This window comes from Sphingomonas sp. P3_C6 (genome assembly GCF_056402595.1).
This window is the reverse complement of the sequence record NZ_JBFUHB010000002.1, coordinates 197,646-222,801: the sequence shown is the minus strand read 5'-3', so window position 1 is coordinate 222,801 and position 25,156 is coordinate 197,646. Positions and strand designations below refer to the sequence as shown.

Sequence of the window (25,156 nt, the reverse complement as noted above, 5' to 3'; positions counted from 1 at the left end):
TGTGTGTTTTCCTTGCAACAAAATGTTGTATTGAAGACACGATGACGGCCGACGCGGTACCCGCGAAAAGAACGAAACCGCTGACTCTGCGTTTCAGCGTGACCCCGTTCGTCGAATTATTGGTTCTGGCGGGCGCGATCGCGATCGCGACGGCCAGCTATTTCATCATTTCGAGCGGCGCAGCGTCGCCGACCCTGCTCACGCCGCTTCTCGTCGCCCTGCTGCTCGTCTCCAACCTGGTGCCCGGCGTGGCGCTGCTGGTACTGCTCGGTCGACGGATCGCGATGCGCCGCGCCGCCCGGTCGCCGATCGGCGGGCGCGGCCGGCTGCACGTCAGGCTGGTCGCGCTGTTCTCGATGATCGCAGCGGTACCGACCCTGCTCGTCGTCATCTTCGCGTCGCTGCTGTTTCAATATGGCGTCCAGTTCTGGTTCTCGGACCGGGCGCGCGGCATGCTGGAAAATGCGACGTCGCTCGCGCAGGAAAATTACAAGGCCGAGCTCAACCGCGTCGGCGAGGAAACGCTGACGATGAGCGGCGATCTTGCCGGCTATCTGAAATCCTATTCGATCGACAGCGACGAGTTTCCGAAGGGTTTCGGTTTCCAGGTGTTTCGCCGCAATCTGTCCGAGGCGGTGATTACCCGCGTCATGCCCGACGGACAGATGCAGGCGCTGGCGCTGGTGAATCCGTATGATCGTCCGCTCGACAAGGTCATCACGGCGTCGATGATCGCGACGATCGATGGCGGCGCGCCGAGCATCATCGTGCCGAGCAAGGATCGCGCCGCCGCGGTGGTGAAGCTGCCTTATGGCAACAAAACCTATCTCTACGCCGCCCGCATATTCGACCCACAGCTCGCCACCCAGTTGAAGCGCGGCGAGACGATCCTGAGCGACTATCGGACGCTGCAGACGAAGTCCCGCTCGCTGCAGCTCAGATTCAACGCGGCTCTGCTGTTCATCTCCCTGCTGATCGTCGGCATCGCCGTGTGGATCGCGCTGGAGGTCGCCGATCGTCTCGTCCGCCCGGTGGGCGAGCTCGTCGCGGCGGCACACCGGGTCGCGACCGGCGACTTCACCGCCCGCGTGCCGACACCCAGGACCGATGACGAAGTCGGCACGCTCGGCACCGCCTTCAACCAGATGACCGGGCGGTTGCAGGAGCAGACCGGCGCGCTGGAAAGCCGTCGTGCGCTGATCGAGGCGGTCATGTCGGGCGTCACCGCCGGCGTCATCTCGATCACCGGCGACGGGAGGATCCGCCTGATCAACCGCTCCGCCGCGATGCTGCTGCACACGGGCGACGAGGATCTGGTCGGCCGTCCCCTCGGTGCGATCTCGCCCGAGCTCGACGCATTGATCCGCGGCGAATCGCGCGAATCGATCGTCGAGGTGGATGTCGATGGCGAGGCGCGCACCCTGGCGGTGAAGATCGCCCGCGCCGATGAGGGGCCGATCCTGACTTTCGACGACATCACCGGGCAGTTGCTCGACCAGCGCCGCGCCGCCTGGGCCGATGTCGCGCGCCGCATCGCGCACGAGATCAAGAACCCGCTGACCCCGATCCAGCTCGCCGCCGAGCGGCTGCAACGCCGCTATAACAAGCAACTGCCCAACGACGACGGCACCTTCACCCGCCTGACCGAGACGATCGTGCGCCAGGTCGGCGATCTTCGGCGGATGGTCGACGAATTCTCGTCCTTCGCGCGCATGCCGAAACCGACCTTCCACGACGAATCGCTGCTCGACATCGCGCGGCAGACGCTGTTTCTGCACGAGGTCGCGCATCCCGCGATCCGTTTCGATCTCGTCCATGAAGATCCGGGGCCGATGCTGGTGTGCGATCGCCGCCAGATCGGCCAGGCGTTCACCAACATCGTCAAGAACGCCGTCGAGGCGATCGATGCGCGCGGGGAGGGGAGCGAAGGCGCTATCACCATGACGCTCGCCCAGAAGGATAGCTCGGTGATCGTCACGGTCGCCGATGACGGCGTCGGCCTGCCCGCCGCGCGCGAGCGGCTGGTCGAGCCTTATGTGACGACACGCGCCCGCGGCACCGGCCTCGGCCTCGCGATCGTGAAGAAGATCGTCGAGGAGCATTGCGGCACGATCGGCTTCACCGACCGCGAAGGGGGCGGCACGGTGGTCATGATGATCTTCGACACGGCATCGCTGGCGACGATGGATACCGGAGGGCGCGACACCAACGAGGGGGAAGACCGCCGGACCCCTGAACTCACGCGAAATCGGACCTGAACCATGGCACTCGACATCCTCATCGTCGACGACGAGCACGACATCCGCGAACTGGTCGCAGGTGTGCTGGAAGACGAAGGTTATGAAACGCGCGGCGCCGCCGACAGTGACGCGGCGCTGGAGGCGATCTCCGCCCGGCGTCCGTCGCTTGTGCTGCTCGATGTCTGGCTGCAGGGATCGCGCCTCGACGGCCTCGAACTTCTCGACGAGCTGAAGCGCCGCGATCCGTCGATCCCGGTGCTGGTCATTTCGGGCCATGGCAATCTCGACACCGCCGTGGCCGCAATCCGACGCGGCGCCGCCGATTTCATCGAAAAGCCGTTCGAGGCCGAACGCCTGCTGCTGATGGTCGGTCGGGCGACCGAGACCGAGCGGCTTCGGCGCGAAGTGGCGTCACTGCGGGCGTCGGTGGGCGCAAACAATGATCTCACCGGTAATTCGGCCTCGATCAACGGCGTGCGCGCCACGCTGAAGCGGGTCGCCTCGACCGGCAGCCGCGTGCTGGTAATGGGCGCGGCCGGCGTCGGCAAGGAAGTCGCCGCACGCCTGCTCCACGGTTGGAGCCAGCGCGCCAGTGCGCCTTTCGTGATCGTCAGCGCGGCCCGCATGACGCCCGAGCGCGTCGAAGAAGAATTGTTCGGGGTGGAGGAGGGCGGGCAACTCGTCCGTTCCGGCCTGCTCGAACAGGCCCATGGCGGCACGCTGTTCCTCGACGAGATCGCCGACATGCCGATCGCGACCCAGGCGCGCATCCTGCGCGTGCTCACCGACCAGAGCTTTACGCGTGTCGGTGGCCAGCGCGTCGTAAAGGTCGATGTCCGCGTGGTTTCCGCCACCGCGCGTGACCTGACTCAGGAGATTGCCGAGGGGCGCTTCCGGGAGGATCTCTATTACCGCCTGAACGTCGTGCCCGTATTGATTCCCGGTCTTGCCGAGCGCCGCGAGGATATCCCGCCGTTGGTCGGCCATTTCATCGCGCACTACGCCTCCGAACGCCGCGTGCCGACGCCGGAGATCGCACCTGACGCCATGGTCGCGCTGCAAAGCTATGAGTGGCCGGGCAATGTCCGCCAGCTCCGCAATGTGGTCGAGCGTACCGTGATCATGGCGCCKGGCGACCGCATCGGGCGGATCGACCTCGATCTGCTGCCGGCAGAAGTGCTTGGCGATCCCGGCGAAATGGGCGGGAGCGCGAATGCGATCATGGGATCGCCGCTGCGCGAGGCGCGCGAAACCTTCGAGCGGGAATATCTGCGCATCCAGATCCGCCGTTTCTCCGGCAACATTTCGCGCACCGCGAGTTTCATCGGCATGGAACGCTCGGCCCTGCACCGCAAGTTGAAGCTGCTCGGAATCACCGAAACGCGCGACGAATAGTGGACGAAACGAGGGTTAGTCCCTAGATTGGCCCTACCGCGCTCAGGGAGCGCGCATCCGACGCCGGGAACCCGGCGCATCGCGGGAAACCACCCGCCAATAACAAAGGATCGACCGATGGCCGACAAGCAGACTTCGCTGCAAGACCTCTTCCTCAACGCCCTGCGGCGCTCGAAAACGCCGGTAACGATGTTCCTCGTCAAGGGTGTGAAGCTCCAGGGCATCGTGACCTGGTTCGACAATTTCTCGGTACTGCTCCGCCGCGACGGCCAGTCGCAACTCATCTACAAGCACGCCATCTCCACGATCATGCCCTCGGCCACGGTCGATGTGGCGGCTATCGTCAATGCGGTGGGTGAAGCGCAGAAAAAGGCCCCGCTGCTTCAGGAAATTTTCCTGAATGCGGTTCGCAAGTCCGACGACAACGTCACCATGTTCCTCGTCAATGGCGTCATGCTCCAGGGCCAGATCGCTGCGTTCGACCTGTTCTGCATGCTGCTCCAGCGCGATGGCATGTCGCAGCTCGTCTACAAGCATGCCGTATCGACCATCCAGCCGGCGCATCCGCTGAATTTGGCTGACGAAACAGCAGGTTCGGACGACGATTGAGCACTGGTTTCGAACGTGATCGCGATGAGTTCGCGCGGGGTGCGCGGGCCATCGTGGTCTATCCCGAACATGGCGTTTCCTCGCGCGACGCCGCCGCTCGTCTGGAAGAGACCGCTGGTCTCGCTGAGGCGATCGGCGTCGTCGTCGCCGAAAAGGTCGCGTTCCGCGTCCGCCAGGCCAAGCCAGCGACCCTGATCGGTTCCGGTCAGGTCGAACAGCTTGCCGCCTCTGTGCGGATGGAGGAGGCGGGGCTCGTCGTTTTCGACGCGCCGCTCACGCCGATCCAGCAGCGCAACCTCGAAAAGGCGCTCGAGGCCAAGGTGATCGACCGCACCGGCCTGATCCTCGAAATCTTCGGCGAACGCGCCGCGACCGCCGAAGGGCGGCTGCAGGTCGAACTCGCGCATCTCGACTACCAGGCCGGCCGTCTCGTGCGCAGCTGGACCCATCTCGAGCGCCAGCGCGGCGGCTTCGGCTTTCTCGGCGGCCCGGGCGAAACCCAGATCGAAGCGGATCGCCGCCTGATCCGCGACCGCATGGCGCGGCTGCGCAAGGAGCTCGACCAGGTCACGCGCACGCGCGGCCTGCATCGCGACCGGCGCCAACGCGCGCCGTGGCCGGTTATTGCGCTGGTCGGCTATACCAATGCCGGAAAATCGACGCTTTTCAATCGCCTGACTGGTGCTGACGTCATGGCGGAAGACCTGCTCTTCGCCACGCTCGACCCGACCCTGCGACAGATTTCGCTGCCCGGCATCGACAAGGCGATCCTCTCCGACACGGTGGGGTTCGTCTCCGAACTGCCGACCCAACTGGTCGCCGCGTTCAAGGCGACGCTCGAGGAAGTCATCTCGGCCGACCTGCTGATCCATGTCCGCGACATCGCACATCCCGACAGCGCCGCGCAAAAGGCCGATGTAGAGGCCGTGCTGACCGAGATCGGCGTCGCCATCACCACGCCGCGGATCGAGGCCTGGAACAAGCTCGACCTGCTAGACGAAGACGACCGCACAGAACGGGTGGGGGAGGCGGAGCACCGCCCCGACGTAGTCGCGCTCTCGGCAATGACCGGGGAAGGGGTCGATACCCTGATCGACAAGGTAGCCGCGCTGCTGACTCAAGCCCATCGCCGGTTTCGCATCGAGCTCGCGGCATCCGACGGCGCTGGCGCCGCTTGGCTGCACCAGCATGGCGAAGTGATCTCGCAGGAAATCGAAGACGACAGCGCGGTCTACGAAGTCCGCATGGCCGAACGTGATTATGAGCGGTTCAACCAGCGCACCGATTGAGCACCGCGATTCCCCACCGTTCGTCCTGAGCTAGTCGAAGGACTGCTTTTCCTTTTTGGTCTGAGCAGACAGTCTGCGGCAATGTTAGCTTGGCCGGCGTTTCTCCGCCCGCTTCGCTGAAACCCAAAGCGCTTCCTTGGCCTCCAGCTCCAGTCCCACAAACCCATCGCCGGCCTCAGCCTCCATCGCCTTGAATCGCCGCTCGAATTTCGCATTCGCCAAGCGCAAAGCCGCCTCGGGATCGACGCCGAGGTGCCGCGACCAGTTCACCACCGCGAACAGCAGGTCGCCAATCTCTTCCTCGCGCTCGGCGGGCGAGGCCGCCTCGATCTCGGCGATCTCCTCGTCGATCTTGGCGCGGGCGCCCGACGGATCGGGCCAGTCGAACCCGGTACGCGCCGCGCGCTTCTGCAGCTTCTCGGCCCGCAGCAGCGCGGGCAGGCCGGCCGCAACGCCGTCCAGCGCGCCGGCATCGCCCTTGGCCTGGCGCTCGATCGCCTTCAGCCGTTCCCAATGTTGCGCATGGCCACCGTCGCTGCCGCCGAAAACATGGGGGTGCCGGCGCTCCATCTTGTCGCTGATCGACGCCACGACGTCACGCAAGGCGAACAGGCCGGCTTCTTCGGCGATGCGGCTATGGAACACGACCTGGAACAGCAGATCGCCAAGCTCGTCCTGAAGATCCGCCATGTCGCCACGGGCGATCGCATCGGCGACCTCATAAGCTTCCTCGATCGTGTACGGTGCGATCGTCGAGAAATCCTGCGCGACATCCCAGTCGCAACCGCGCTCCGGATCGCGCAACCGCGCCATGATCGCGACCAGGCGCTCGATATTGCTCTCGGAGGGACCAGTCACAGCCGGGGGAGTCCTGCCCCGGCCATATCCGCCAGTTCGATAATACACATTATGTTAAATTCAGATAGTATCAAAGCAGCCCCCTCGCGGCCTTCACGAACCAATCGCTCCTCTGAGCGCCGCGCCGGTCCCGAACGATTGCTGCCAGAGCACCACCAGGATGAACAGGACGCCAAACACCGCGATCCAGGCCAGTGCCATCTTGAACACGTCCTTGATCGGCAACCGGCGCGCCATCAGCGCAGATACCGGCAGGATCAGCAGCAAGGCGTAAAAGACGATATCGAAGGACTGATCGTTCATGGCGTCACCTCCATGCCGTCATAACCGGGTTCAACCCCGGCCGGAAGCGCGGCGCGCACCGTGGCATAGTCCATCGACTGGTCCATATGGATGAAGGCAGTGCGACGCGGCCGAAGCTCTTCGATCCATCGAAGCACCGTCGGCACATCAGGATGGGTCGGATGTGGCCGATAGCGCAGCGCGTCGACGATCCACACGTCCAGATCCCGATACAGCGCGCGCATGTCATCGGTCAGGATATTGAAATCCGTAGCATATCCGATCGAGCCGGCCGGCGTGTCGAAGCGCAATCCCGCCGACAGGATGTTGCCATGTGGCTGGTCTACGGCACGGATCGCGATGTCGCCGATGGTAATCGCATCGGGCAGCGTCTCCATCGCCACGGTCGATGGATAGCCATCGCGCCCGAGAAAGGCATAAGCGAAACGCTCGACCAGCGCGTCGCGCGTCATCGCGCGCGCCAGCCCACGCACCGGATGGCCCATCGCATGATAGACTTGCCGCAGATCGTCGATCCCATGGCAGTGGTCGGCATGGTCATGCGTCCAGATCACTGCATCGATCGTCGAGACATCGGCCGCCAGCAACTGCTCGCGCATGTCCGGGCTGGTATCGACCAGGATGCGGGTCGTCCCGGTTTCGACCAGGATCGAGGCCCGCAGCCGGCGGTTGCGCGGCTCGGCCGGATCGCAATCACCCCAGTCATTGCCGATCCGTGGCACGCCCGACGAGGTGCCCGATCCGAGGATGCGGACTTTCACGCCTGCGCTCTCACGCGGCCGTCTTGGCAAACAAGGCGTGGAAGTTCGCCGCCGTCTTCTCCGCCAGCACCGACACATCTTCGCCGCGCAGCGTTGCCAGGAACTCGGCGGTATCGGCCACGAACGCCGGTTCGCCGGTTTTCCCGCGATGCGGCACCGGCGCCAGGAACGGTGCGTCGGTTTCGATCAACAGCCGCTCGACCGGCAGCCGCGCCGCCGTCTCTTGCAGATCCTTGGCATTCTTGAAGGTCACGATGCCGGATATGGAGATATAAAGACCCAATTCCAGCGCGATATCGGCAAAAGCTCCGCTCGCGGTGAAACAATGGATCACGCCCGGATAGGCACCCTTCCCCATCTCCTCGCGCAGTATCTCCGCCGTGTCCTCCTCGGCGTCACGCGTGTGCACGACGATCGGCAGACCGGTCTCGCGCGCCGCGGCGATATGCGCGCGGAAGCTCGCGCGCTGCCGGTCGCGGTCGCTATGATCGTAATAATAATCGAGCCCGCTCTCGCCGATGCCGACGACGCGAGGATGCGCCGCCCGCTCGATCAGCCGTGCCGTGCCGATATCGGGATGCTGGTCGGCCTCGTGCGGATGGATGCCGACGGTCGCCCAGACATCCGGCTCGCGCTCGGCCGTGGCGATCACCGCATCCCATTCGCTCTCGCGCGTCGAGATGTTGAGCATGGCGGACACGCCACGGGCTCTGGCGCGGGCCAGTATCTCCGGCTGCTGCTCGTACAATCCCTTGTAATTCAGGTGGCAATGGCTGTCAGCGAACATCAGGCCTCCGCAAGCTCCAGCCGCGGAAACACGCCGCTCGGCGCCGGCAGAACGGTCCCAGCGACCACGGGCACACCAAGCGAGTCGAAATTGCGCGCGCCGACCTCCTGGCCGAGCAGATCGAGCAACCGGTCGGCCCCGTCGGGAATCGCCCAGCGCGCCATGATCGCGATTCGCCGGATAGCCTCGATCGTCAGGTGCAGAATCGTGTCGGCGCGTTCCGGATCGGTCTTGCGAACGCTCCACGGCGCCTCATCGGCGAAATACTGGTTCGCGTCGCGCGCTGCCGACCATATTGCCTCGAGCGCATTGTGGATCGCGAGATCTTTCATCGCCGCATGCATGCCGGCTTCGGCGGCGTGGACGCTTGCCAGCAACGCCGAATCGGCATCGGTCTGCGGACCCGCCACCGGCACGATGCCACCGCAATTCTTGGCGACGATCGACAGGCATCGCTGCGCCAGATTGCCGAGATTGTTCGCGAGATCGGCGTTGCAACGCGTGACGATCGCGTCTTCCGAATAGCTGCCGTCCTGGCCGAAACTCACTTCGCGCAGCAGGAAATAACGCAACGCGTCGACGCCGAACCGCTCGACCAGTTCCATCGGATCGGTGACGTTGCCGAGCGACTTCGACATCTTCTCGCCGCGGTTGAGCAGGAAGCCATGCCCGAACACTTGTTTCGGCAGCGCAAGCTTCGCCGACATCAGGAAGGCCGGCCAGTACACCGCGTGGAACCGCACGATATCCTTGCCGATCACGTGCAGGTCGGCCGGCCAATAGCGCGCCAGATCGGCCTCATTGTCGGGATAGCCCGCCCCGGTCAGGTAATTGGTCAGCGCGTCGACCCAGACATACATGACATGTCCTGGGCTGCCGGGCACCTTCACGCCCCAGTCGAAGCTGGTACGCGACACCGACAGGTCGGAAAGCCCGCCTTCGACGAAGCGCATCACCTCGTTGCGCCGCGCCTCGGGCCGGATGAAGTCGGGGCTGGATTCGTACAGGTCCAGCAAGGGCTGCTGATATTTCGACAGGCGGAAGAACCAGGTCTCCTCGACCGTCCATTCCACCGGCGTACCCTGGGGCGAGAGCTTGGCCCCTTCCCCCCCATTTTCGTCGGGGACCAGTTCCTTTTCGTCGTAGAATGCCTCGTCGCGGACCGAGTACCAGCCCTCATATTTGTCCATATACAGGTCGCCGGCGGCCTCCATCGCCAACCAGATCGCCTGGCTGGCGGCGTGATGTCCAGGCTCCACGGTACGGATAAAACGATCGTAGGAGATGTTCAGGCGATCATCCATCGCCTTGAAATATCCCGACATCTCGTCGGCAAGCGCGCGTGTCTCGACGCCCCGGTCGCGCGCCGTCTGGACCATCTTCAGGCCATGCTCGTCGGTGCCGGTCTGGAAACGCACGTCGCGCCCCGCCTGGCGCTGATAACGCGCGATCGCGTCGGTCGCGATCGCCTCATAGGCATGGCCGATATGCGGCCGTCCGTTCGGATAGCTGATCGCGGTGGTGATGTAATAAGGCTGGCCCATGCCGGGCCTCCTAGCGCGGTTGCGGTGCGATTAGAACCACCCGGAGCCGAGCTTTTCCGATGCATGTCAATCGGCCCGCCCCGCAGCCCCTTCTGCCCCCTCGACCCCTTCTGCGCCTCGACCTGGGTGGCAAGTCGCTCGAACGCGCTTTATGTACTTCAGGAAGAATAGATATTAATTGGGTCGCCCTATTCAGCCATTGATTGATAAAATACCGCCATCATTCTCAAAATATCGAGCACTTTACTGTAGTTGCACAATAACACATATCTGCATTAGATAAAAATGATGCGAAAATGACAAGGTTGTATTGATTGTGTTACACTGATTGTAACATTTCTGACCCCCACCATCTGTAGCGGCCCAGAAACCGGGACGGGATGTCCCGCTTAAAGGGAAATCTACACATGCATGATCGCAAAGCCTTCCGGCTTCAGCTGTTGCTGGGCGGCGCTCTGCTGGCCACCATGGCGGTGCCGGCTGTCGCCGAAACCGCACCCGCGCCAGCGCCCGCCGCTGACGAGGCAAAGCCCGCTGACGCGCCCGAAGCCGATAGCGGCCAGATCGCCGATATCGTCGTGACCGCGCTGAAGCGCGAGACCAATCTCCAGAAGACCCCGATCGCCATCTCCGTGGTCTCGCCCGAGGTCATCGCTGACCGTCACGTGCAGAGCCTGATGGATCTGGCCGACGGCGCCGTGCCGTCGCTGCGTATCGCCACCTTCGAGGCTCGCCAGTCGGCGCTGACCGTCGGTATCCGCGGCATCGTGCCGTTCGATGCGAACCAGACGGCGCGCGACCAGGGTGTCGGCGTCTATGTCGACGGCGTCTATCTTGGCCGCCAGCAGGGCCTCAACGCAGCCCTGTTCGACGTCGAGCGTATCGAGGTGCTGCGTGGCCCACAGGGCACGCTGTTCGGCCGCAATACCGAAGGTGGCGCGCTAAGCATCGTCACCAAGGCGCCGACCGGCCAATTCGACGGCCGCGTCTCGGCCGGCGTCGGCAATTACGGGCAGTATGACGGCCAGGTCCATCTCGACCTCCCCGCTTTCCATAATTTCGCGGTCAAGCTCGACGGCGTGATCCAGCACCAGGATCCGACGACGAAGGATCCGCTGGCCGGCTCGATCGGCTGGAATGCCTATAACCGCGTTGGCGGCCGCATCTCGGCGCGGTGGCAGCCGTTCGACGGCTTCACCGCGGACTTCTCGTTCGACAAGGCCAAGGACGAGAACACCCCATTCTACAGCCAGTTGATCAACTATAATCCGAAGGGCCATACCGTCGGCGTGTATACTGGCACCGCGCTCGGCGCGCCCGCCGGAGGCACCTGCACCGGCGGCTGCATTGCGCCACTGTCGCCGCTGGTCGGCGTTCATCCGGATCGCCAGGACGTCGCCGATGTCGGTGTGCCACAGCAATATAGCGTCGACGAAACCAGCGGTGAAAGCGCAAAGCTTTCCTACAAGATTTCGCCAGCACTCGAACTGCGCTCGATCACGGCATGGCGGAAGGTTTCTACCAATCAGTGGGACAATTCCGGTGGCCCGGAGCGGGTTCAGTTCGTGCCCAACGGCAAGACCAGCCGCTACAGCCTCTCTGACCTCTATCAGAACCAGTTCAGCCAGGAATTCCAGGCAGTTGGCAGCATCTCGCAGCTCGATTACGTGGCGGGACTCTATTATTTCAACGAACAGGCCCGGGAATCGGCAGCGACACCGTCTTCGATCCAGTGGAACGCAGACGGCACCGCCTATACCATCCTTCCCTCGCAGGTATTCGGACCAATCACCTCCAGCAATCAGGGCTGGGATTACAATTCGCGTTTCCTGCAACGCGCCAGCGTCAACCGTACGCGCAGCTATGCTGCCTATGGCCAGGCAACCTACACGCCTGACTTCGCCACCATGCTGCACCTGACGGTCGGCGGTCGCTACACCAAGGACAAGCGCGATGGCGTCCTCTACCTCGTCTCGGGCGTGCCAACCAACTATCAGCTTCATTACGATCGTGGCCGGTTCGATCCGATGGTCACGCTGGCGTTCGACGCGACACCGGACCTCAATCTCTACGCCAAATATTCGACCGGCTTCCGCGCCGGCGGCGCGAACGACCGCTCGTCGAACTTCTCGGCGTTCGGGCCGGAATCGGTGAAATCGTACGAACTTGGCGCAAAGATGGATCTGTTCGATCGCAAGGTTCGCCTGAACCTGGCAGGGTACATCATGGATCGGTCCGGGACTCAGATCGACTTCGACAATGTCGATACGAACCAGTTCCTGCCCGGCACCACGACGCTCAACCCGAACTTCAACCTCCACACCGAGAATACCGCCAATGCGCCGGGCATCTCGAAAATCCGGGGCGTCGAGGCGGATATCACCGTGCGCCCGATCGAGCATCTGACGCTCGGTGCGTCCTACACCTACACCTACACCAAGGTGCCGTTGACGCCGAACCCGAACCCAGGGCCGACGTTCGGCGTGCCGACACAGGTGTTTGTGGTCTACACCCCGCCAAACGCCGCTTCCGGCTATATCGATTATGAAGTGCCGGTTGGCAGCAGCGATGCGAAGCTTCGCTTACATCTTGATGCCAATTACGCGGATGCGAACTACAGCTTCCAGTCTGAGAACGTGAAGACTGACTCCAGCTTTATCGTGAATGGCCGACTGGCGCTGGCTGGTATTCAGATCGGCGATGCCAACAAGGCTACGTTCTCGATCTGGGCACGCAATCTGCTCGACGAGCAGCACATCTATCGCCGCTCCGGCGCAAATGACGCGGTGCTCGGCAGCTATGCGAACTTCAACACGCCGCGGACCTTCGGCGGCGAAGTGAGCGTCAACTTCTGATCCCCGTCCCGGGCACCCTCATGGTGTCCGGCACGACCAAAGACAATCGCCCCGGGCCGACCATCGCGTCGGTCCGGGGCGATCCGTTTCCGTGCTTCTTTTCCATGTGCCCGAGGAAAGCGCGCGCGAACTAACCTACGAATCTAAAATCGCGACGGACCGTGACCTAACGTTTGTCTGCCGGTTGGGCGTTCTACTACCAGTCGCGCGCCTACCTCGAAACTGGCAACTCCGAAGGTCGATTGATCGGCCACGGGCCGGTGGTCATCCGGGACGATGGCACTGTTATCGAAGGTGCTTCGCTTGATTGGCAGCCCGAGACGCTATTGTTCCGTTGAAGGGGATGTCGCTCGGAGGCCTTCCAACTGGATACCGGCCCGGCGAAGCCGCCAAATGCTTCCGTTCAGCGATGCAACGGCAACGTCACCACCGCGCGCAACCCCGGCGCCGCATCCTCCAGCACCAGCCTGCCGTCATGCAGCCGGGCGATAGCATCGACGAGGGTCAGCCCGAGCCCCTGCCCGGCCGGCTTCCCTTCGGCCTCCAGTCGCCCGAAGCGGCGGATCACGGTGTCATGCGCCTCATCCGGTATCCCGGGCCCGTTATCTGCCACGCTAACCACGACCGAATTCCCCCGCCGTTCCGTGCTCATCACGATCCGCGTGCCGGGCGGCGTATGCCGGATGGCATTTTCGACCAGATTGACCAGCATCTGACGCAGCAAATTGGGGTCGCCGCGCACGGTCAGCCCGTCGACGATATCGAGATGCAGCGGCCGCCCCTCGTCCTCGGAGACATGCTGGAGCGTCTCTCCCGCTTCATGTACCAGGTCGCTCATATCGACATCGGCAAAGCGCTCGCGGCGATGGCCGCCTTCGATCTCCCATAGCCGCAACAGGCTGCCGAACAGATCGATGATCTGGTCGGTCTGTTCCAGTATATCGGCGATATCGGCGCCGATCGGATCGCTCTCGGAACGCCGGGCGATCGCCGCCACCCGTGCACGCAGCCTTGCCAGCGGACTCTTCAGCTCATGGGTCACATCCTTGGCGGCATGTTTGATGTTCGCCATCAGCTCATCGATCCGGTCGAGCATGCGATTGAACGCAGCCGCCTGCTGGTCGAACTCGCTACGCGACCCGTCGAGCGGTACCCGGCTTCTCAGGTCGCCTTCCATGACGGCATCGACCGTGCGCTGCATCGCGCGCATCCGTCCGCCGATCACCATCATGATGCCGATGGCGCCGCCGATCAGGATCAGCGCGGTGATGCCCAGCCCGATGAGCTGGACCCGGAACAGCATCCGGTCGAAATCGTCGACAACGTCATTGTCGGAAACGACCACCAGGGTATCGCCATCGCCGACCTTGCGCGCCAGGGCACGGCCATGGGCGACGCCCTCGATATTGGCGTCGTCGCCGAAATCGGAATAGCCCACCCGGGGCAGGTGCTTCAGCCGCAGCTCGCCTGCGATCCGCCGGCCATGCTTGTCCACCAGCATGTAGAACAGGTCGGCGGTATCGTGACTATTCTGCGCCGCTTCGATCCGCTCGATCATCGCCGCCCGGGAAATCCCGGCGCCGCTGATCGCGCTCGCCTCGCTCGCCAGGCGGCGGTCGACCTGCCGGCGCAACGCGTCGCTGTCGAGGGTGTAGCTGACGGTGCGGATCGCCACCAACGCGATCAGGAAGACGACCACATAGATCGTCATGATCGCGCGGAGGGACCGGGGCCGCATCAGCTCTTGTCGGTGATCATGTATCCGACGCCGCGCACGGTGACGATCGGGTCGGGTTCGCCCGGCCGGTTCAGGTGAAGCCGCAGATGGCGGATATAGGATTCGATGATGTTGGTCGTCGGCTCGAAATCATATTTCCAGACATTCTGGTAGAACATCTGGCGCGTGACGATGCTGTTCGCGTTGCGGACCAGCTCGCACAGCACCTGGAACTCGAGTTTCGGCAAGACGAGCTGACGACCGGCCCGCGTCGCGCGGTACTTCACCTCGTTCACCTCGATATCGCCGATCCGCATGATGCCGGATTCGGTCGATCGCGCCGAGCGACGGATGATCGCCCGCAACCGGGCATCGATCTCGGCCGGGGCGGCGGGCTTGATCAGATAATCGTCGGCGCCGGCGTCCAGTCCGATCAGCCTCTGGTCGAGATCGGCCAGAGCGGTCAGCATGATGATAGGCACGTCGATGCCGCGTTCGCGCAGCAGCTTGGCCACGCCCACGCCATCGACATAAGGCAGCATGACGTCGAGCAGCACCGCCTCGAACTTGCCGTCGGTGACGATGGCGAGCGCTGCCCTCCCATCGGGCGCCACCACTGTATCGTGGCCCAGTTCCGCCAGGTCGGCGACAAGCTGTTTCGCCGCGCGCGGATCATCCTCCACGACCAGAAGTCGCATTGTTTTCGGCCCTCAATGGGAAGTCGGTGACGGCTCCCCCTTATCCTTTGTGGGCCCGATCTCAACCGCCCATCTCACCCGTCTTGGGCGATCAGGTTCCCCGGACGTTTGAGAACCTCGGCCCCCCTCATTTCGCATGCCTCCCCACGGAACTGCCGCATGACCCGGGAGGGCGACGTTTCTGATTCAATATAGCCGTTCGCCGCCGCAGATTCCGGCCGGGCGGGGCAATTCCAGCCTCCGACCGGCTCCTTCTATTGTTCAGAATGTTGGACGATTTTTCGTCCTTACAGCGGTAAAAGCAGCTGCATTTTCCCCTGTTATGCAAACAGCGGAAAGCGGTCGTAACAGTTTGGAGTCACCCGCGGATTTCGCGAATGAAATCCAACATAACAGCGGAGAAAAAGGAAGTGCCGACTATCGGCGAAGTGGTCGAGAAACCGTTCAGGCCTCGCCGAGCTTCGCTACCAGTCCGGCCATCTCGTAGACCGTGGCCTGCGAATCCAGCGACAGACCTCGGGCACTCGCCGCCAGCGCCCGTGCCGCGTCATAGCTGTCGAGTGCGGTTTGCAATCGACGCCCTTGCCGCGATGGCGCCGCCGAGGCAATGAAGGCAGGCGCCCGATCGAGGAACGCCTCGTAGCGCGGCTGCGCTGCCTTGGGAGCAAGCAACTTGGCGAGCCTCGTCCGACGCGCATTGCCTGGATCGCCATCGCGCGCGATGGCGGCCATGGCGTCATCAAGCTTGGCCAGTTCGAGGCCGGCAAAACCGAGCGCCCTGCCCGGCGCGCCGTGCCCGGCCTTTACCAGCGCGGCGATCTCGGCGTCGTCGCACTGGGGCAGTTGGGCGCGCAGCACGCCGGCCATCAGCCTGTCGTCGAGCGGATCGAAGCGCAGGAGCCGGCACCGCGAGCGGATCGTCGGCAGCAACCGGCCCGGCGCATGGCTGATCAGCAGGAAGATCGTGCCGGCCGGCGGCTCCTCCAGGTTCTTGAGCAGCGCGTTCGCCCCGCCCCGCTCGAGATCGTCGATCGCGTCGATCAACACAACGCGGCGTGACGACATGGACGGCGTGGTCGCGAACAGCGGCTGGAGCGAGCGGACCTGAGCGATGGAGATGCTCCGCGCGAGATCCTGTCCCGGCTTGTCGGCATCCTTGGGCAGTCGTGCCATCTCGCGATAATCCGGGTGCGATCCGGCCGCAATCAGCGATCGGGTGCGGTCTCCCTCGGGCACGTCGAAACCGGGCGGCAACGTCCCCGGCGAGGCGCCCTCAGCCAGCAGCCGCAACGCGGCCGCCCGGGCGAAGCTCGCCTTGCCTACGCCCTCAGGCCCAGCGAACAGCCAGGCATGGTGCAGCGCACCGCTCTCCACGGCCGCTGCGAAGGCTGCGTGCGCCGCATCGTTCCCAACCGGCAAGGTCACGGCAGCAGATCCGCCAGGCTGGCAAGAAGCGCCTCGGTCACCATGTCGGGCGTGCCCGACGCATCGATCCGCCGCACGCGATCGGGCTCACGCTCGGCAAACCGCCGGAACGCCGCGGCGACATCGGCATGGAAGGCGTCGCCCCGTGCCGCGAAACGATCGGCGCCCACGCCGTCGCGCACCTCGGCCCGGGCGCGCCCCTGTTCGGGCGGCACTTCTAGCACAAAGGTGCGATCGGGCAGCAGGCCGCGCGATCCGAAAGCGTGCAGCGCCAGCACTGCGGCGTCATCGATCCCGCCCGCCACACCCTGATAGGCGCGCGAGCTGTCGATGAACCGGTCGCAGATCACCCAGGTCCCGGCACCGACCGCGGGGCGGATCATCTTCTCGACATGATCCGCCCGCGCCGCAGCGAACAGAAGCGCCTCGCTATGCGGGCTCCAGCGCCTGACATCGCCCTGCATCAGCAGGCCGCGAATCGCCTCTGCGCCCTCGCTGCCGCCGGGCTCGCGCGTCACCAGCGTCTCGATGCCGCGCGCGGCCAGCGCTTCCGCCAGCCGCTTCGCCTGAGTCGATTTGCCGGCCCCCTCCCCTCCCTCGAGCGAGATGAAGCGACCCGTGGTCACCCGCCGAACAGGCCTTTGAAACCTGCCCAGGCACGACCGAAAAAGCCCGCCTCGTCCACATCGGTCTCGGCGACCAGCGGCAGTTTCTGCGGTTGCATGTCCGGGGTCGTCACGATCAGGTCGGCAATGTGCTGGCCGGCCTTGATCGGCGCCTTGATCGGCCCGTCATAAACGACCTTGAGCTGGATGTCGGGCGAGACGCCCGCGGGCAGCGTGGCGGTCAGGTTGGTCGCCGCGACGAGACCGACGGTGCGTGCGTTGCCCAGCTGCACCTCCGCGGTCTCGACCTTGCGGCCCTTGGCCACGATCGGCTTGGCCTGCCAGGCGCGGAAGCCCCAGTTCATGAACTTGACCGATTCCTCGATCCGCTGGTTCGAGCTGGTCAGCCCGGCCATCACCATCACCAGGCGGCGGCCATTCTGCTGGGCAGATCCGGTAAAACCGTAGCCGGCCTCTTCGGTATGGCCGGTCTTCAGGCCGTCGGCGCCGGCGACGCGCCCGAGCAGCGGATCGCGGTTCGCCTGGGTGATGTCCGCGCCGGCGCCCAGGGTCTTGCCCCAGGTGAAGTTCGGCAGGGAGTAGAACTTCTTGTAGAGTTGCGGATGATCCTGGATCGTCGCCGCGGCCAGCTTGGCCAGGTCGCGCGCGGTGACATAGGTCACGCCATTGTCCGGCCAGCCGTTCGAATTGCCGAAATGGCTGTTGGTGAGGCCAAGCTTCGCCGCACGCTGGTTCATCAGGTTGGCAAAGGCTTCCTCGGTCCCCGAAACGCCCTCGGCCAGCACCACACAGGCGTCATTGCCCGACAGGGTCACGATGCCTTTCAGCAGATTCTCGACGCTGACCTTCTCACCGGGCGAGAGGAACATGGTCGAACCCGCTGCAGGCCCATGCCATTTCTTCCAGGTGTCAGGGCTGACCTCGATCTGCTGGTCGAGCTTCAGCTCGCCACGTTTGATCAGGTCGAACGCGACATAAACGGTCATCATCTTCGCCATCGACGCCGGGGGCATGCGGCGATCCGGGTCCTTCGCGTACAGGATGGCACCGGTCGAAAGGTCGGTCAGGAAGGCGACGGGCGCTGGAGTCGGGAAATCGGGCGCGGCGGCGACGCCGGGGCATGCCATCACGATCGCGAGGGCGGAGGCGGCGAGCAGTTTCTTCATGACAACAGGTCCGTGACGCTAGGGGGTTACTCGATATGCAGTATGCGGGCATCGGCATAGCCGTGCCGGGCGGCCTCGTCACGTGCGCGCTTGGCGCTCGCGGCATCGGCAAAGGGCCCAACCTGAACGCGGAACAGATTGCCGGCAGGCGTGATCCGCCCGCCCACCTGCCCGGCAGCGGTCTGGGCCCGTTCCCGGGTCGAGAAGGCGGCAACCTGGACAAGATAGCCCGAGCGGGCGGGTGCAGCCTGCGGTGGTGCAGGACGCAGCGGTGGCGCAGGTCGCGGCGCTGACCCCGGCGGCGCATAGCGTGCACCTGGGGGCGGCGCGGCGGTGCGCACAGAGGGTCGCACGGACGCAGGGCTGCTCCGGCCCGGCAGCTTGTGGCGGAGCGCGACCAGGAGCGATTGTGGCGCGTCCATCCGCGCCGCAGCCGTCCGGCCCGACCTGAGCGCCATCTGGTCCTGCGGCGACGGCGCCACCAGCCTTACGCGCACCCGAGCGCCCACCTCTATCCCGAGTTGCTGCGCGGCCGCCGGCGACAGGTCGACGATGCTTCTGCCACTGCCACCCGGTCCTGCGACCAGCGCAACGATCGTCCGTCCCGTATCGAGCGCGGTCAGTTCCACATAGGAGCCGACGGGCAAGCCCGAATGGCCGACGCTGACCGTAGCGGTCGAATATTGCGGGGCACCGCCATCGAACGCGCCGGCATAGCCGACCATATCGTAGCGCTGCTCCTGCCCGGATGTGCCGCGCGGCCCTGGCCCCTGGGGCAGGTCGGCAGGCGCTGGCTGGTCGAGCGTCGAGACCGGCACATTGGCGCGCGGCGGATCATATTGCGGCGGCGGCATCACGCGCTGGCCGTAGCTCACCCCTCCGCTGCCCGCGATGAGGAGTACCAGCGCGACCTTGCCGCTATTGTTCAACGGCATCGGCGAGCAACCCCACGGAAAGCGCATAGAAATTGGAGCAGTTGTAGTCGAGGATCACCCGGTAGTTGCCGGTCAGCAGATAGGCGGTCTTGCCCGGACCATCGGGCTCCATCAGCGTTGCCAGGACATTGTCGGCGGCCCAGCCGCGAGTCTGCGGCACCAGGCCCATCGCGCGCCACTCCGCCATCGTCTTCCAGCCGCTGTGCCGCGCGAATACGCGCGGGCAGCGCGGCGAGATCATCCGATTGGTGACGAGGTTGCGGTCGAAGCTTGCCGGCAGGTTCACCGCCAGCCCCCAGGGCTGGCCCGGCCGCCAGCCGGCATTGGCGAAATAATTGCCGATCGATGCCAGCGTATCGGCCTCGCTCGTCCAGATGTCGGCGCGACCGTCCCCGTCCCCATCGCGGGCAAGGCGGAGATAGATGGACGGCAGGAATTGCGGCCCGCCGGTGGCACCCGCCCAGCTGCCCTTGAGCTGAGAGATCGGCACGCCGCGATCTACCATCAGCAGCGCCGAGATAAACTCGTCGGCGAACAGGTCGCGACGGCGCCCCTCATAGGCCAGCGTGGCGAGAGCGCGTGGCAGGTCGAACCCGCCCATCACCCTGCCGTAATTGGTTTCATGCCCCCAGATCGCGACCATGATCGATTCGGGCACGCCAGTCTCGCGCTCGATCCGTGCCAGCCGGCTGCGCTGGGCGAGATAGGCCTGGCGCCCGCGCGTGATCCGCGCCGTATCGACATGCTGCGCCTTGTAGGGGGCGAAATTGGGAACGGCCGAAGGCGTGCTGGCGCTGCCGGGCTGCGCCCGGTCGAGCTCGATCACCCTGGTATTGAGCGTGAGGCCCGGCATCACCGCATCGAGCGTCGCACGGCTGACGCCACGCGCCTGGGCCTCGCCGCGCAGTGTGCCGAGATAGGCCTGGAAGCCGGCTTCATCCTGCGCGGCGGCAGAGCTGCCGGCGGACAGGCACAGGACAGCCGCAAGCGCCGCGCCCGTCATTCTGGTCAATCGTTTAGGAAAACCCCGCATCACCGGACTTTGGCACAGCCCCCGCGGGACATGAACCCCTATAGTCGCAGGCCTTGCACAAAAGAGCGCAGGCGCTCTAAGGGCCGATCGAGCGGAGAGGTGGCCGAGTGGTTTAAGGCAGCGGTCTTGAAAACCGCCGTGGGTGCAAGCTCACCGTGGGTTCGAATCCCACCCTCTCCGCCAAATCATTCGCGTTGGGGCTGTTCAGGCCGCGCGCGGCTGGGGACGAAGGCCGTAATCGGCGAGCGTCGCGAAAGCGCCATCGTCGAGCGGACGCTGGAACTGGCAGCCGGCCTCGAAATCGTCAGCCCACATGATCGTCGCCGCGACCTGGCCGAGACGCGGCAATGTCAGCCAGATCATCGAGCCCTTGCGCAGGCTCGAATAGGTATGGATCCGCGCGCCGTGAAGCGAAATGTCGGTCACCTTGCACAACGCGCGGTCGAATCCGCCACGCCCGAGGCGCGCATCGAGAGACACCGGCGCCCGCGGGCTGCGCCGGCGTCCATTGCTCAAGGCTGGTTCGAATTCGGCAGCGAACATGGCTTCCCTCTCGCGTTGGTGCGACAAGGGAAAGCCTAGTCCTCGATAGCTAACGCGCCATTAACGACGGCGCGCCCACTACCTTGAAGCGCCTTACTTCTTGTTGAGCGTCAGCCCACCAAAGCGCTTGTTGAAGCGCGCAACCTGGCCGCCCGAATCGAGCATCGTGCCACGGCCGCCGGTCCATGCCGGATGCGCGAGCGGATCGATGTCCAGCGTCATCAGATCGCCTTCCTTGCCCCAGGTCGAGCGGGTCTCGAACTGGGTACCGTCGGTCATCTGCACCTTGATGGTGTGATAATCGGGATGGGTGTTTTTCTTCACGTGCAAATCTCCGAAAAGCCGCTGGTTTCCGACCAGCAGCGAAGGCGCGGCCCCTAACAGAGCCGCCCCGTTAGCGCAACCTGTGGGTATATTCGCGTCAGGCCTTTGGCGGATCGGTGATCATCGCCATGAACTTGGCCTCGGCGGCAAGCTTGCCGTCGACGAGCGCGCGCCCCGCGAACTTGGTGGCGCGGGCGCTCTTCTGCACGATCTCGACCTCGAGGTGCAGCAACACACCCGGCTCCACCGGCTTGCGGAACTTCACCTCGTCGATCGACATGAAATAGACGAGCTTGCCCGAACCGGCGAGGCCGAGCGACTCGACCGCGAGGATGCCCGCGGCCTGCGCCATCGCCTCGACGATCAGCACGCCGGGCATGATCGGGCGGCCGGGGAAATGTCCCTGGAAGAAGCCCTCGTTGATCGTCACCGCCTTGATCGCCACGATCGACCGGTCGAGGACAATCTCCTCGACACGGTCGACCAGTAGCATCGGGTAACGATGGGGGAGCGCCGCCATGACCCGCCCGATATCGAGCGGGCCCAGCGTTCCCGTCGTCACCGCGTCGGTCACCGGCCCTGCGGCCTCGTCGCGGGGCGGCCGCCAGCGGCAGGAGCTGCGGCTCCAGGTGCGGCCGGTGCAGGCGCCGCCTGCTGACCTTGCTGGCCCTGCGCCTTGGGCTGCCATGCGGCCGGCGGTGGCACCGCGACGCTGGTCAGAGTGCGGTCGATCTCGGCGCTCACGGCCGGCGTGATGTCGGCGGTCGCATCACCCAGCATCAGCACTGCTTCCGGCTTCACGATCAGGCCGACCTTGCGCGTCTTGACGACGCTGGTCACCGCATCGGGGACCTTTGAGCCGACCTGCTCCTGCAGGTACAGCCGCGCGCGGGTCACCGGCTGAAGCATCGTGCCGAGCTCGGCCTGGCCGGCAGCCTGCTTCTGCTCAATCTGGGCGAGTTCGGGACGCTTGGCGTCGCGCGCACGCTGGATCTCTTCCTGCGAAAGCTGGCCGTCGCCATTAGCGTCCAGCGCCTTCAGCAGCGGCTGGATCTCGCGATTGATCGCCTCGTTACGGGTCTTCGCCTGATCGAGCTGCGCCTTGTAGGTGGTGTCGATGGTGGTCCAGGTCGTCGTCCAGACCTTCGAATTCTGCATGGCAGCATCCGGATCGAGCATGGCGACGGTCTGTGCCTGGGCACCCGCCGCGGCGACCATCAGGCCCGGCGCGACGAGCGCCGTGGCCAGCAGAACCTTCTTGTACGTCTTCATCAGAATTGTGTCCCTACGTTGAATGTAACCAGTTTGGTGTCGTCGGTCGGGTTCTTGAGCAGGGCGTACGCTACGTCGATGCGAAGCGGCCCGAACGGCGAGTTCCAGTTGACCCCGGCACCAACCGAAAGCCTGGGTTTGGCGGAATCACCGCCAAAACGTTCGAAGAACGGATCTGTCGTATTGGTAACAGCCGTGTTGATCGACGTGCCGGCGCAATCCGTGCCGCCGAGCGTCGAGGAAAAGCCGACGGCGCAGGTGGTAACCGTGCCGCCATGATCCGCGTCGGTTCCCGGCACCTGATACAGCAGATGGCCGTTGCCGTCGAACACCTGGGTTTCGAGCGGAAGGACGGTCTTCCGGCCGGTGACCGGATCGATCTTGACCGGGAAGGTCACGGTCGGCAGCGGCCGCGTGATCCCGAACAGAGCGCCAGCCTGAATATAGATCGACGGCCGCAGGCCCATCTCGCGCGCACCTGCGCCCAGCGGAATCTCCATTTCGAGCCGACCCAGATAATAAGCCCGGCCGCCCAGCGCGTCGTCGATGAACTGGGTTCGGTCGGTATTCAACGTCTGATTGCCGCTTGCGTCGGTGGTATAGCCGATGCGCTGCACACGCGGGCCCACGCCGCGGATGTCGAAGCCGCGGAAATCAGGCTCGCCCAGATAGAAGCGATCGGTGATACGCACCTTGTCGATGCCAGCCCCGCGGCTGCCCTCGAGCGATTTGATATAACCGCCCTCGCCATTGACCGAGAGAATGAACCCGCTGCCCAGGCCCCAATATTTGGCGCCCTCGAAACGGGTACGAACATATTTCACGTCGCCGCCAAGGCCGGCGAAATCCGCACTGAGGACCATGCGCTTGCCGGCACTCGGCCGCAGGCGGCTGTTCAGGCTGTCGTTGATCAGCGAGAAACCGACCGAGGAGGTCCAGCGATTGCCGATCGCGTCGCAGAGATAGTTGCCCGCACGCAACCGGTCGCAAACCCCGTTCGTGTAATAGGTGTTCTTGTCGAGACCGACCTGATCGTAGGACAGGCCGTAGCGTGCGGCGAACTGCCAATATTCGGTCAACGGCAGGCCTGCACGGAGCTGGAAACCAGTCGAAACCTGCGTGTAGGTTGTCTGGCGCTCGTTGTTGATGCCGTAGTTGAACGCGTTGTAATCGCGCCGGAAGAGATCACCGCCGACCGCAATGTTCTTGTCGAACAGATAAGGTTCGGTGAAACCCAGCTCGACCGACTTCGAATAGCTCGAATAATTCACGCTGGCGCGCAGTTCCTGGCCCTTGCCACGGAAGTTGCGCTGGCGGATCGAAGCCTGGATGATGAACTTCTCGAGGCTCGAATACCCGGCCGATAGCGACAGTTCGCCGGTCGATTTTTCCTGTAGGTCGGCGGTCAGCACGACGCGGTCGGGAGCAGACCCCTGCGTCTTCTTGATCTCGAACTTCTCCTGGAAGAAGCCGAGCGAGTTGATGCGGTCCTGCGAACGCTTGACCTGGAAGCTGTTGAACGCGTCACCCTCGGACAGACGGATTTCGCGCCGGATGACCTTGTCCTGGGTCTGCGTGTTACCGTTGATATCGATCCGCTCGACATAGCTGCGCTGTGCCGCCGCGATGTGGAAATTGATCCCCATCGTCAGCGTTTCTTTGTCGCGGTTATACTCGGGATTCACCTCGGTGAAGGCATAGCCGAACAGCCCGGTCGATTCGCTCAGTGAGTCGATCGCGTCCTCGACCTGCTTGGCATTGTACCACTCTCCCTTGTGCATCGGCAGGGTGGCGGCAAGCCGCTTGTTGTCGAAGTCGCGGATGTCGCTGTCGACCGTCACGTCGCCGAATTTGTAGCGAGGCCCCTCCTCCACCACGTAGGTGATGATGAAGTCCTTCTTGTCCGGCGTCAGCTCGGCCACCGCAGACGTCACGCGGAAATCGGCATAGCCGTTGGTCAGGTAGAACTGACGCATCTTCTGTTGGTCATACGCCATGCGATCCTGGTCGTAGCTCGTGTTCGAGCTCAGGAGCGTCGTGAGGCGCGCCTGCTTGGTCGCCATCTCGCCGCGCAGCTTCCCGTCTGAAAACACCTCGTTGCCGAGGATGTTGATCTGCCGGACCTTCGATTTCGGGCCTTCGTTGATCTCGAACACGACATCGACCCGGTTCTGGTCGAGTGCGACCATCTTCGGCTCGACGACCGCGGCGAAGCGGCCCTGGCGGCGATACAGCTCGATGATGCGGCCGACGTCCTGGCGGACGGCGGTGCGGGTGAATATCTGCCGCGGCGCGAGCTTGATCTCCTTCTTGATCTTGTCTTCCTTCAACCGCTTGTTGCCCTCGAGCAGTACGCGGTTGATCACCGGATTCTCGCGGATACGCAGCACGATATCGCCCGATTCGGCACCGCTGATCGACACGTCGGCGAACAGGTCGCTGGCGTAGAGATCCTTGATCGCCTGATCGAGCGTCTCGTTGGTGAAGGCGGTACCGACACGCAGCTTCGTATAGGACAGCACCGTATCGGCTTCGATGCGCTGCGATCCTTCGACGCGCAGCGACTTGATCGTCCGCGTCACTGGCGGCGCAACCTGCGCCTCCGGCAGCGCCGGCCTCGGCGCTGCAGGCGGTGCAGCAGGCCCGGCCGCGGTCTGGGCACTCGCGGCCATCGGCACGCCTGACAGCATCGTGCCCGCCAAAAGCAGCACGGTGGCGCGGGCGCCGATTGTTGAAACCTTGATCGCTGTCACTATCCCACCCCAGTCGGAGAAAT

Annotated in this window: 23 protein-coding genes and 1 tRNA gene; 7 read left to right on the top strand and 17 right to left on the bottom strand. The window is 64.3% G+C overall.

The window, feature by feature from the left end:
- Positions 1-41 precede the first annotated feature (41 nt).
- The 4 genes from AC1DT7_RS04445 to hflX all read left to right on the top strand — a co-directional run bounded on the left by AC1DT7_RS04445 (position 42) and on the right by hflX (position 5,533).
- The gene (locus AC1DT7_RS04445; RefSeq protein WP_478034526.1) at positions 42-2,258 is read left to right on the top strand and encodes a sensor histidine kinase; all 2,217 of its coding nucleotides are present in this window, start codon (positions 42-44) and stop codon (positions 2,256-2,258) included.
- Between the two features lie 3 nt (positions 2,259-2,261).
- Positions 2,262-3,635: a nitrogen assimilation response regulator NtrX gene (gene ntrX / locus AC1DT7_RS04440; RefSeq protein ID WP_478034525.1), complete on the top strand. Its 1,374-nt coding sequence runs from the start codon at positions 2,262-2,264 to the stop codon at positions 3,633-3,635.
- Positions 3,636-3,713: 78 nt separating this feature from the next.
- Entirely contained in the window at positions 3,714-4,244 is a 531-nt protein-coding gene (hfq, locus tag AC1DT7_RS04435; protein ID WP_478034643.1) for an RNA chaperone Hfq, read from the top strand.
- Entirely contained in the window at positions 4,241-5,533 is a 1,293-nt protein-coding gene (hflX, locus tag AC1DT7_RS04430) for a GTPase HflX (protein ID WP_478034524.1), read from the top strand. The genes hfq and hflX overlap by 4 nt, the downstream gene beginning before the upstream one ends.
- A gap of 84 nt (positions 5,534-5,617) precedes the next feature.
- On the opposite strand, the gene mazG is transcribed toward hflX, so the two are convergent.
- The 5 genes from mazG to metG form a co-directional block, all read right to left on the bottom strand.
- Positions 5,618-6,391, bottom strand: a complete 774-nt coding sequence (gene mazG / locus AC1DT7_RS04425) for a nucleoside triphosphate pyrophosphohydrolase (protein ID WP_478034523.1) — start codon at positions 6,389-6,391, stop codon at positions 5,618-5,620.
- Between the two features lie 93 nt (positions 6,392-6,484).
- The gene (locus AC1DT7_RS04420; RefSeq protein ID WP_478034522.1) at positions 6,485-6,694 is read right to left on the bottom strand and encodes a hypothetical protein; all 210 of its coding nucleotides are present in this window, start codon (positions 6,692-6,694) and stop codon (positions 6,485-6,487) included.
- Positions 6,691-7,455 (bottom strand): MBL fold metallo-hydrolase, encoded by a 765-nt coding sequence (locus AC1DT7_RS04415; protein ID WP_478034520.1) that lies wholly within the window; start codon positions 7,453-7,455, stop codon positions 6,691-6,693. The genes AC1DT7_RS04420 and AC1DT7_RS04415 overlap by 4 nt, the downstream gene beginning before the upstream one ends.
- 10 nt (positions 7,456-7,465) lie before the next feature.
- Entirely contained in the window at positions 7,466-8,242 is a 777-nt protein-coding gene (locus AC1DT7_RS04410; protein ID WP_478034519.1) for a TatD family hydrolase, read from the bottom strand.
- Positions 8,242-9,786: a methionine--tRNA ligase gene (gene metG / locus AC1DT7_RS04405; RefSeq protein WP_478034517.1), complete on the bottom strand. Its 1,545-nt coding sequence runs from the start codon at positions 9,784-9,786 to the stop codon at positions 8,242-8,244. Before metG ends, AC1DT7_RS04410 begins: the two co-directional genes overlap by 1 nt.
- A 407-nt stretch (positions 9,787-10,193) precedes the next feature.
- Between metG and AC1DT7_RS04400 the strand changes: the two genes are divergently transcribed.
- Positions 10,194-12,641, top strand: coding sequence for a TonB-dependent receptor (locus AC1DT7_RS04400; protein WP_478034515.1), 2,448 nt, complete (start codon positions 10,194-10,196; stop codon positions 12,639-12,641).
- 173 nt (positions 12,642-12,814) lie between these two features.
- Positions 12,815-12,979 (top strand): YrhB domain-containing protein, encoded by a 165-nt coding sequence (locus tag AC1DT7_RS04395; protein WP_478034513.1) that lies wholly within the window; start codon positions 12,815-12,817, stop codon positions 12,977-12,979.
- A gap of 65 nt (positions 12,980-13,044) precedes the next feature.
- On the opposite strand, the gene AC1DT7_RS04390 is transcribed toward AC1DT7_RS04395, so the two are convergent.
- The 7 genes from AC1DT7_RS04390 to AC1DT7_RS04360 form a co-directional block, all read right to left on the bottom strand.
- Positions 13,045-14,379: a HAMP domain-containing sensor histidine kinase gene (locus tag AC1DT7_RS04390; RefSeq protein ID WP_478034511.1), complete on the bottom strand. Its 1,335-nt coding sequence runs from the start codon at positions 14,377-14,379 to the stop codon at positions 13,045-13,047.
- A complete protein-coding gene (locus AC1DT7_RS04385) occupies positions 14,379-15,056 on the bottom strand; it encodes a response regulator transcription factor (protein ID WP_478034509.1) in 678 nt (225 codons plus the stop codon). The genes AC1DT7_RS04390 and AC1DT7_RS04385 overlap by 1 nt, the downstream gene beginning before the upstream one ends.
- A gap of 444 nt (positions 15,057-15,500) precedes the next feature.
- Positions 15,501-16,481 carry an AAA family ATPase gene (locus AC1DT7_RS04380; protein ID WP_478034508.1) on the bottom strand — a complete coding sequence of 327 codons (981 nt, stop codon included), beginning with the start codon at positions 16,479-16,481 and terminating at the stop codon, positions 15,501-15,503.
- The gene (gene tmk / locus AC1DT7_RS04375; protein WP_478034507.1) at positions 16,478-17,107 is read right to left on the bottom strand and encodes a dTMP kinase; all 630 of its coding nucleotides are present in this window, start codon (positions 17,105-17,107) and stop codon (positions 16,478-16,480) included. Before tmk ends, AC1DT7_RS04380 begins: the two co-directional genes overlap by 4 nt.
- Positions 17,104-18,273, bottom strand: coding sequence for a D-alanyl-D-alanine carboxypeptidase family protein (locus AC1DT7_RS04370; protein ID WP_478034506.1), 1,170 nt, complete (start codon positions 18,271-18,273; stop codon positions 17,104-17,106). Before AC1DT7_RS04370 ends, tmk begins: the two co-directional genes overlap by 4 nt.
- A 26-nt stretch (positions 18,274-18,299) precedes the next feature.
- The gene (locus tag AC1DT7_RS04365; RefSeq protein WP_478034505.1) at positions 18,300-19,208 is read right to left on the bottom strand and encodes an SPOR domain-containing protein; all 909 of its coding nucleotides are present in this window, start codon (positions 19,206-19,208) and stop codon (positions 18,300-18,302) included.
- Positions 19,192-20,211: a lytic murein transglycosylase gene (locus AC1DT7_RS04360; RefSeq protein WP_478034504.1), complete on the bottom strand. Its 1,020-nt coding sequence runs from the start codon at positions 20,209-20,211 to the stop codon at positions 19,192-19,194. The genes AC1DT7_RS04365 and AC1DT7_RS04360 overlap by 17 nt, the downstream gene beginning before the upstream one ends.
- A 123-nt stretch (positions 20,212-20,334) precedes the next feature.
- Here AC1DT7_RS04360 and AC1DT7_RS04355 point away from each other — a divergent pair.
- Positions 20,335-20,424, top strand: a tRNA-Ser gene (locus tag AC1DT7_RS04355).
- Between the two features lie 21 nt (positions 20,425-20,445).
- On the opposite strand, the gene AC1DT7_RS04350 is transcribed toward AC1DT7_RS04355, so the two are convergent.
- The 5 genes from AC1DT7_RS04350 to bamA form a co-directional block, all read right to left on the bottom strand.
- On the bottom strand, positions 20,446-20,784 hold the full coding sequence (locus tag AC1DT7_RS04350) for a PilZ domain-containing protein (protein WP_478034502.1): 339 nt from the start codon (positions 20,782-20,784) through the stop codon (positions 20,446-20,448).
- Between the two features lie 93 nt (positions 20,785-20,877).
- The gene (gene rpmE, locus AC1DT7_RS04345; protein WP_478034501.1) at positions 20,878-21,108 is read right to left on the bottom strand and encodes a 50S ribosomal protein L31; all 231 of its coding nucleotides are present in this window, start codon (positions 21,106-21,108) and stop codon (positions 20,878-20,880) included.
- Between the two features lie 97 nt (positions 21,109-21,205).
- Complete coding sequence (gene fabZ, locus AC1DT7_RS04340; protein ID WP_478034499.1) at positions 21,206-21,682, bottom strand: 3-hydroxyacyl-ACP dehydratase FabZ; 477 nt, start codon at positions 21,680-21,682, stop codon at positions 21,206-21,208.
- Positions 21,679-22,380, bottom strand: coding sequence for an OmpH/Skp family outer membrane protein (locus AC1DT7_RS04335; protein WP_478034498.1), 702 nt, complete (start codon positions 22,378-22,380; stop codon positions 21,679-21,681). The genes fabZ and AC1DT7_RS04335 overlap by 4 nt, the downstream gene beginning before the upstream one ends.
- Positions 22,380-25,133, bottom strand: a complete 2,754-nt coding sequence (gene bamA / locus AC1DT7_RS04330) for an outer membrane protein assembly factor BamA (protein WP_478034497.1) — start codon at positions 25,131-25,133, stop codon at positions 22,380-22,382. Before bamA ends, AC1DT7_RS04335 begins: the two co-directional genes overlap by 1 nt.
- Positions 25,134-25,156: the final 23 nt, after the last annotated feature.

Bases quoted from the DNA above. Each gene is read 5' to 3' on its own strand.
- AC1DT7_RS04445 (WP_478034526.1), top strand. From the start codon at position 42: ATGACGGCCGACGCGGTACCCGCGAAAAGAACGAAACCGCTGACTCTG.
- AC1DT7_RS04365 (WP_478034505.1), bottom strand. From the start codon at position 19,208: ATGCCGTTGAACAATAGCGGCAAGGTCGCGCTGGTACTCCTCATCGCG.
- AC1DT7_RS04360 (WP_478034504.1), bottom strand. From the start codon at position 20,211: ATGACGGGCGCGGCGCTTGCGGCTGTCCTGTGCCTGTCCGCCGGCAGC.
- AC1DT7_RS04400 (WP_478034515.1), top strand. From the start codon at position 10,194: ATGCATGATCGCAAAGCCTTCCGGCTTCAGCTGTTGCTGGGCGGCGCT.
- AC1DT7_RS04390 (WP_478034511.1), bottom strand. From the start codon at position 14,379: ATGCGGCCCCGGTCCCTCCGCGCGATCATGACGATCTATGTGGTCGTC.
- metG (WP_478034517.1), bottom strand. From the start codon at position 9,786: ATGGGCCAGCCTTATTACATCACCACCGCGATCAGCTATCCGAACGGA.
- AC1DT7_RS04385 (WP_478034509.1), bottom strand. From the start codon at position 15,056: ATGCGACTTCTGGTCGTGGAGGATGATCCGCGCGCGGCGAAACAGCTT.
- AC1DT7_RS04420 (WP_478034522.1), bottom strand. From the start codon at position 6,694: ATGAACGATCAGTCCTTCGATATCGTCTTTTACGCCTTGCTGCTGATC.
- AC1DT7_RS04370 (WP_478034506.1), bottom strand. From the start codon at position 18,273: ATGAAGAAACTGCTCGCCGCCTCCGCCCTCGCGATCGTGATGGCATGC.
- AC1DT7_RS04350 (WP_478034502.1), bottom strand. From the start codon at position 20,784: ATGTTCGCTGCCGAATTCGAACCAGCCTTGAGCAATGGACGCCGGCGC.
- AC1DT7_RS04335 (WP_478034498.1), bottom strand. From the start codon at position 22,380: ATGAAGACGTACAAGAAGGTTCTGCTGGCCACGGCGCTCGTCGCGCCG.
- AC1DT7_RS04410 (WP_478034519.1), bottom strand. From the start codon at position 8,242: ATGTTCGCTGACAGCCATTGCCACCTGAATTACAAGGGATTGTACGAG.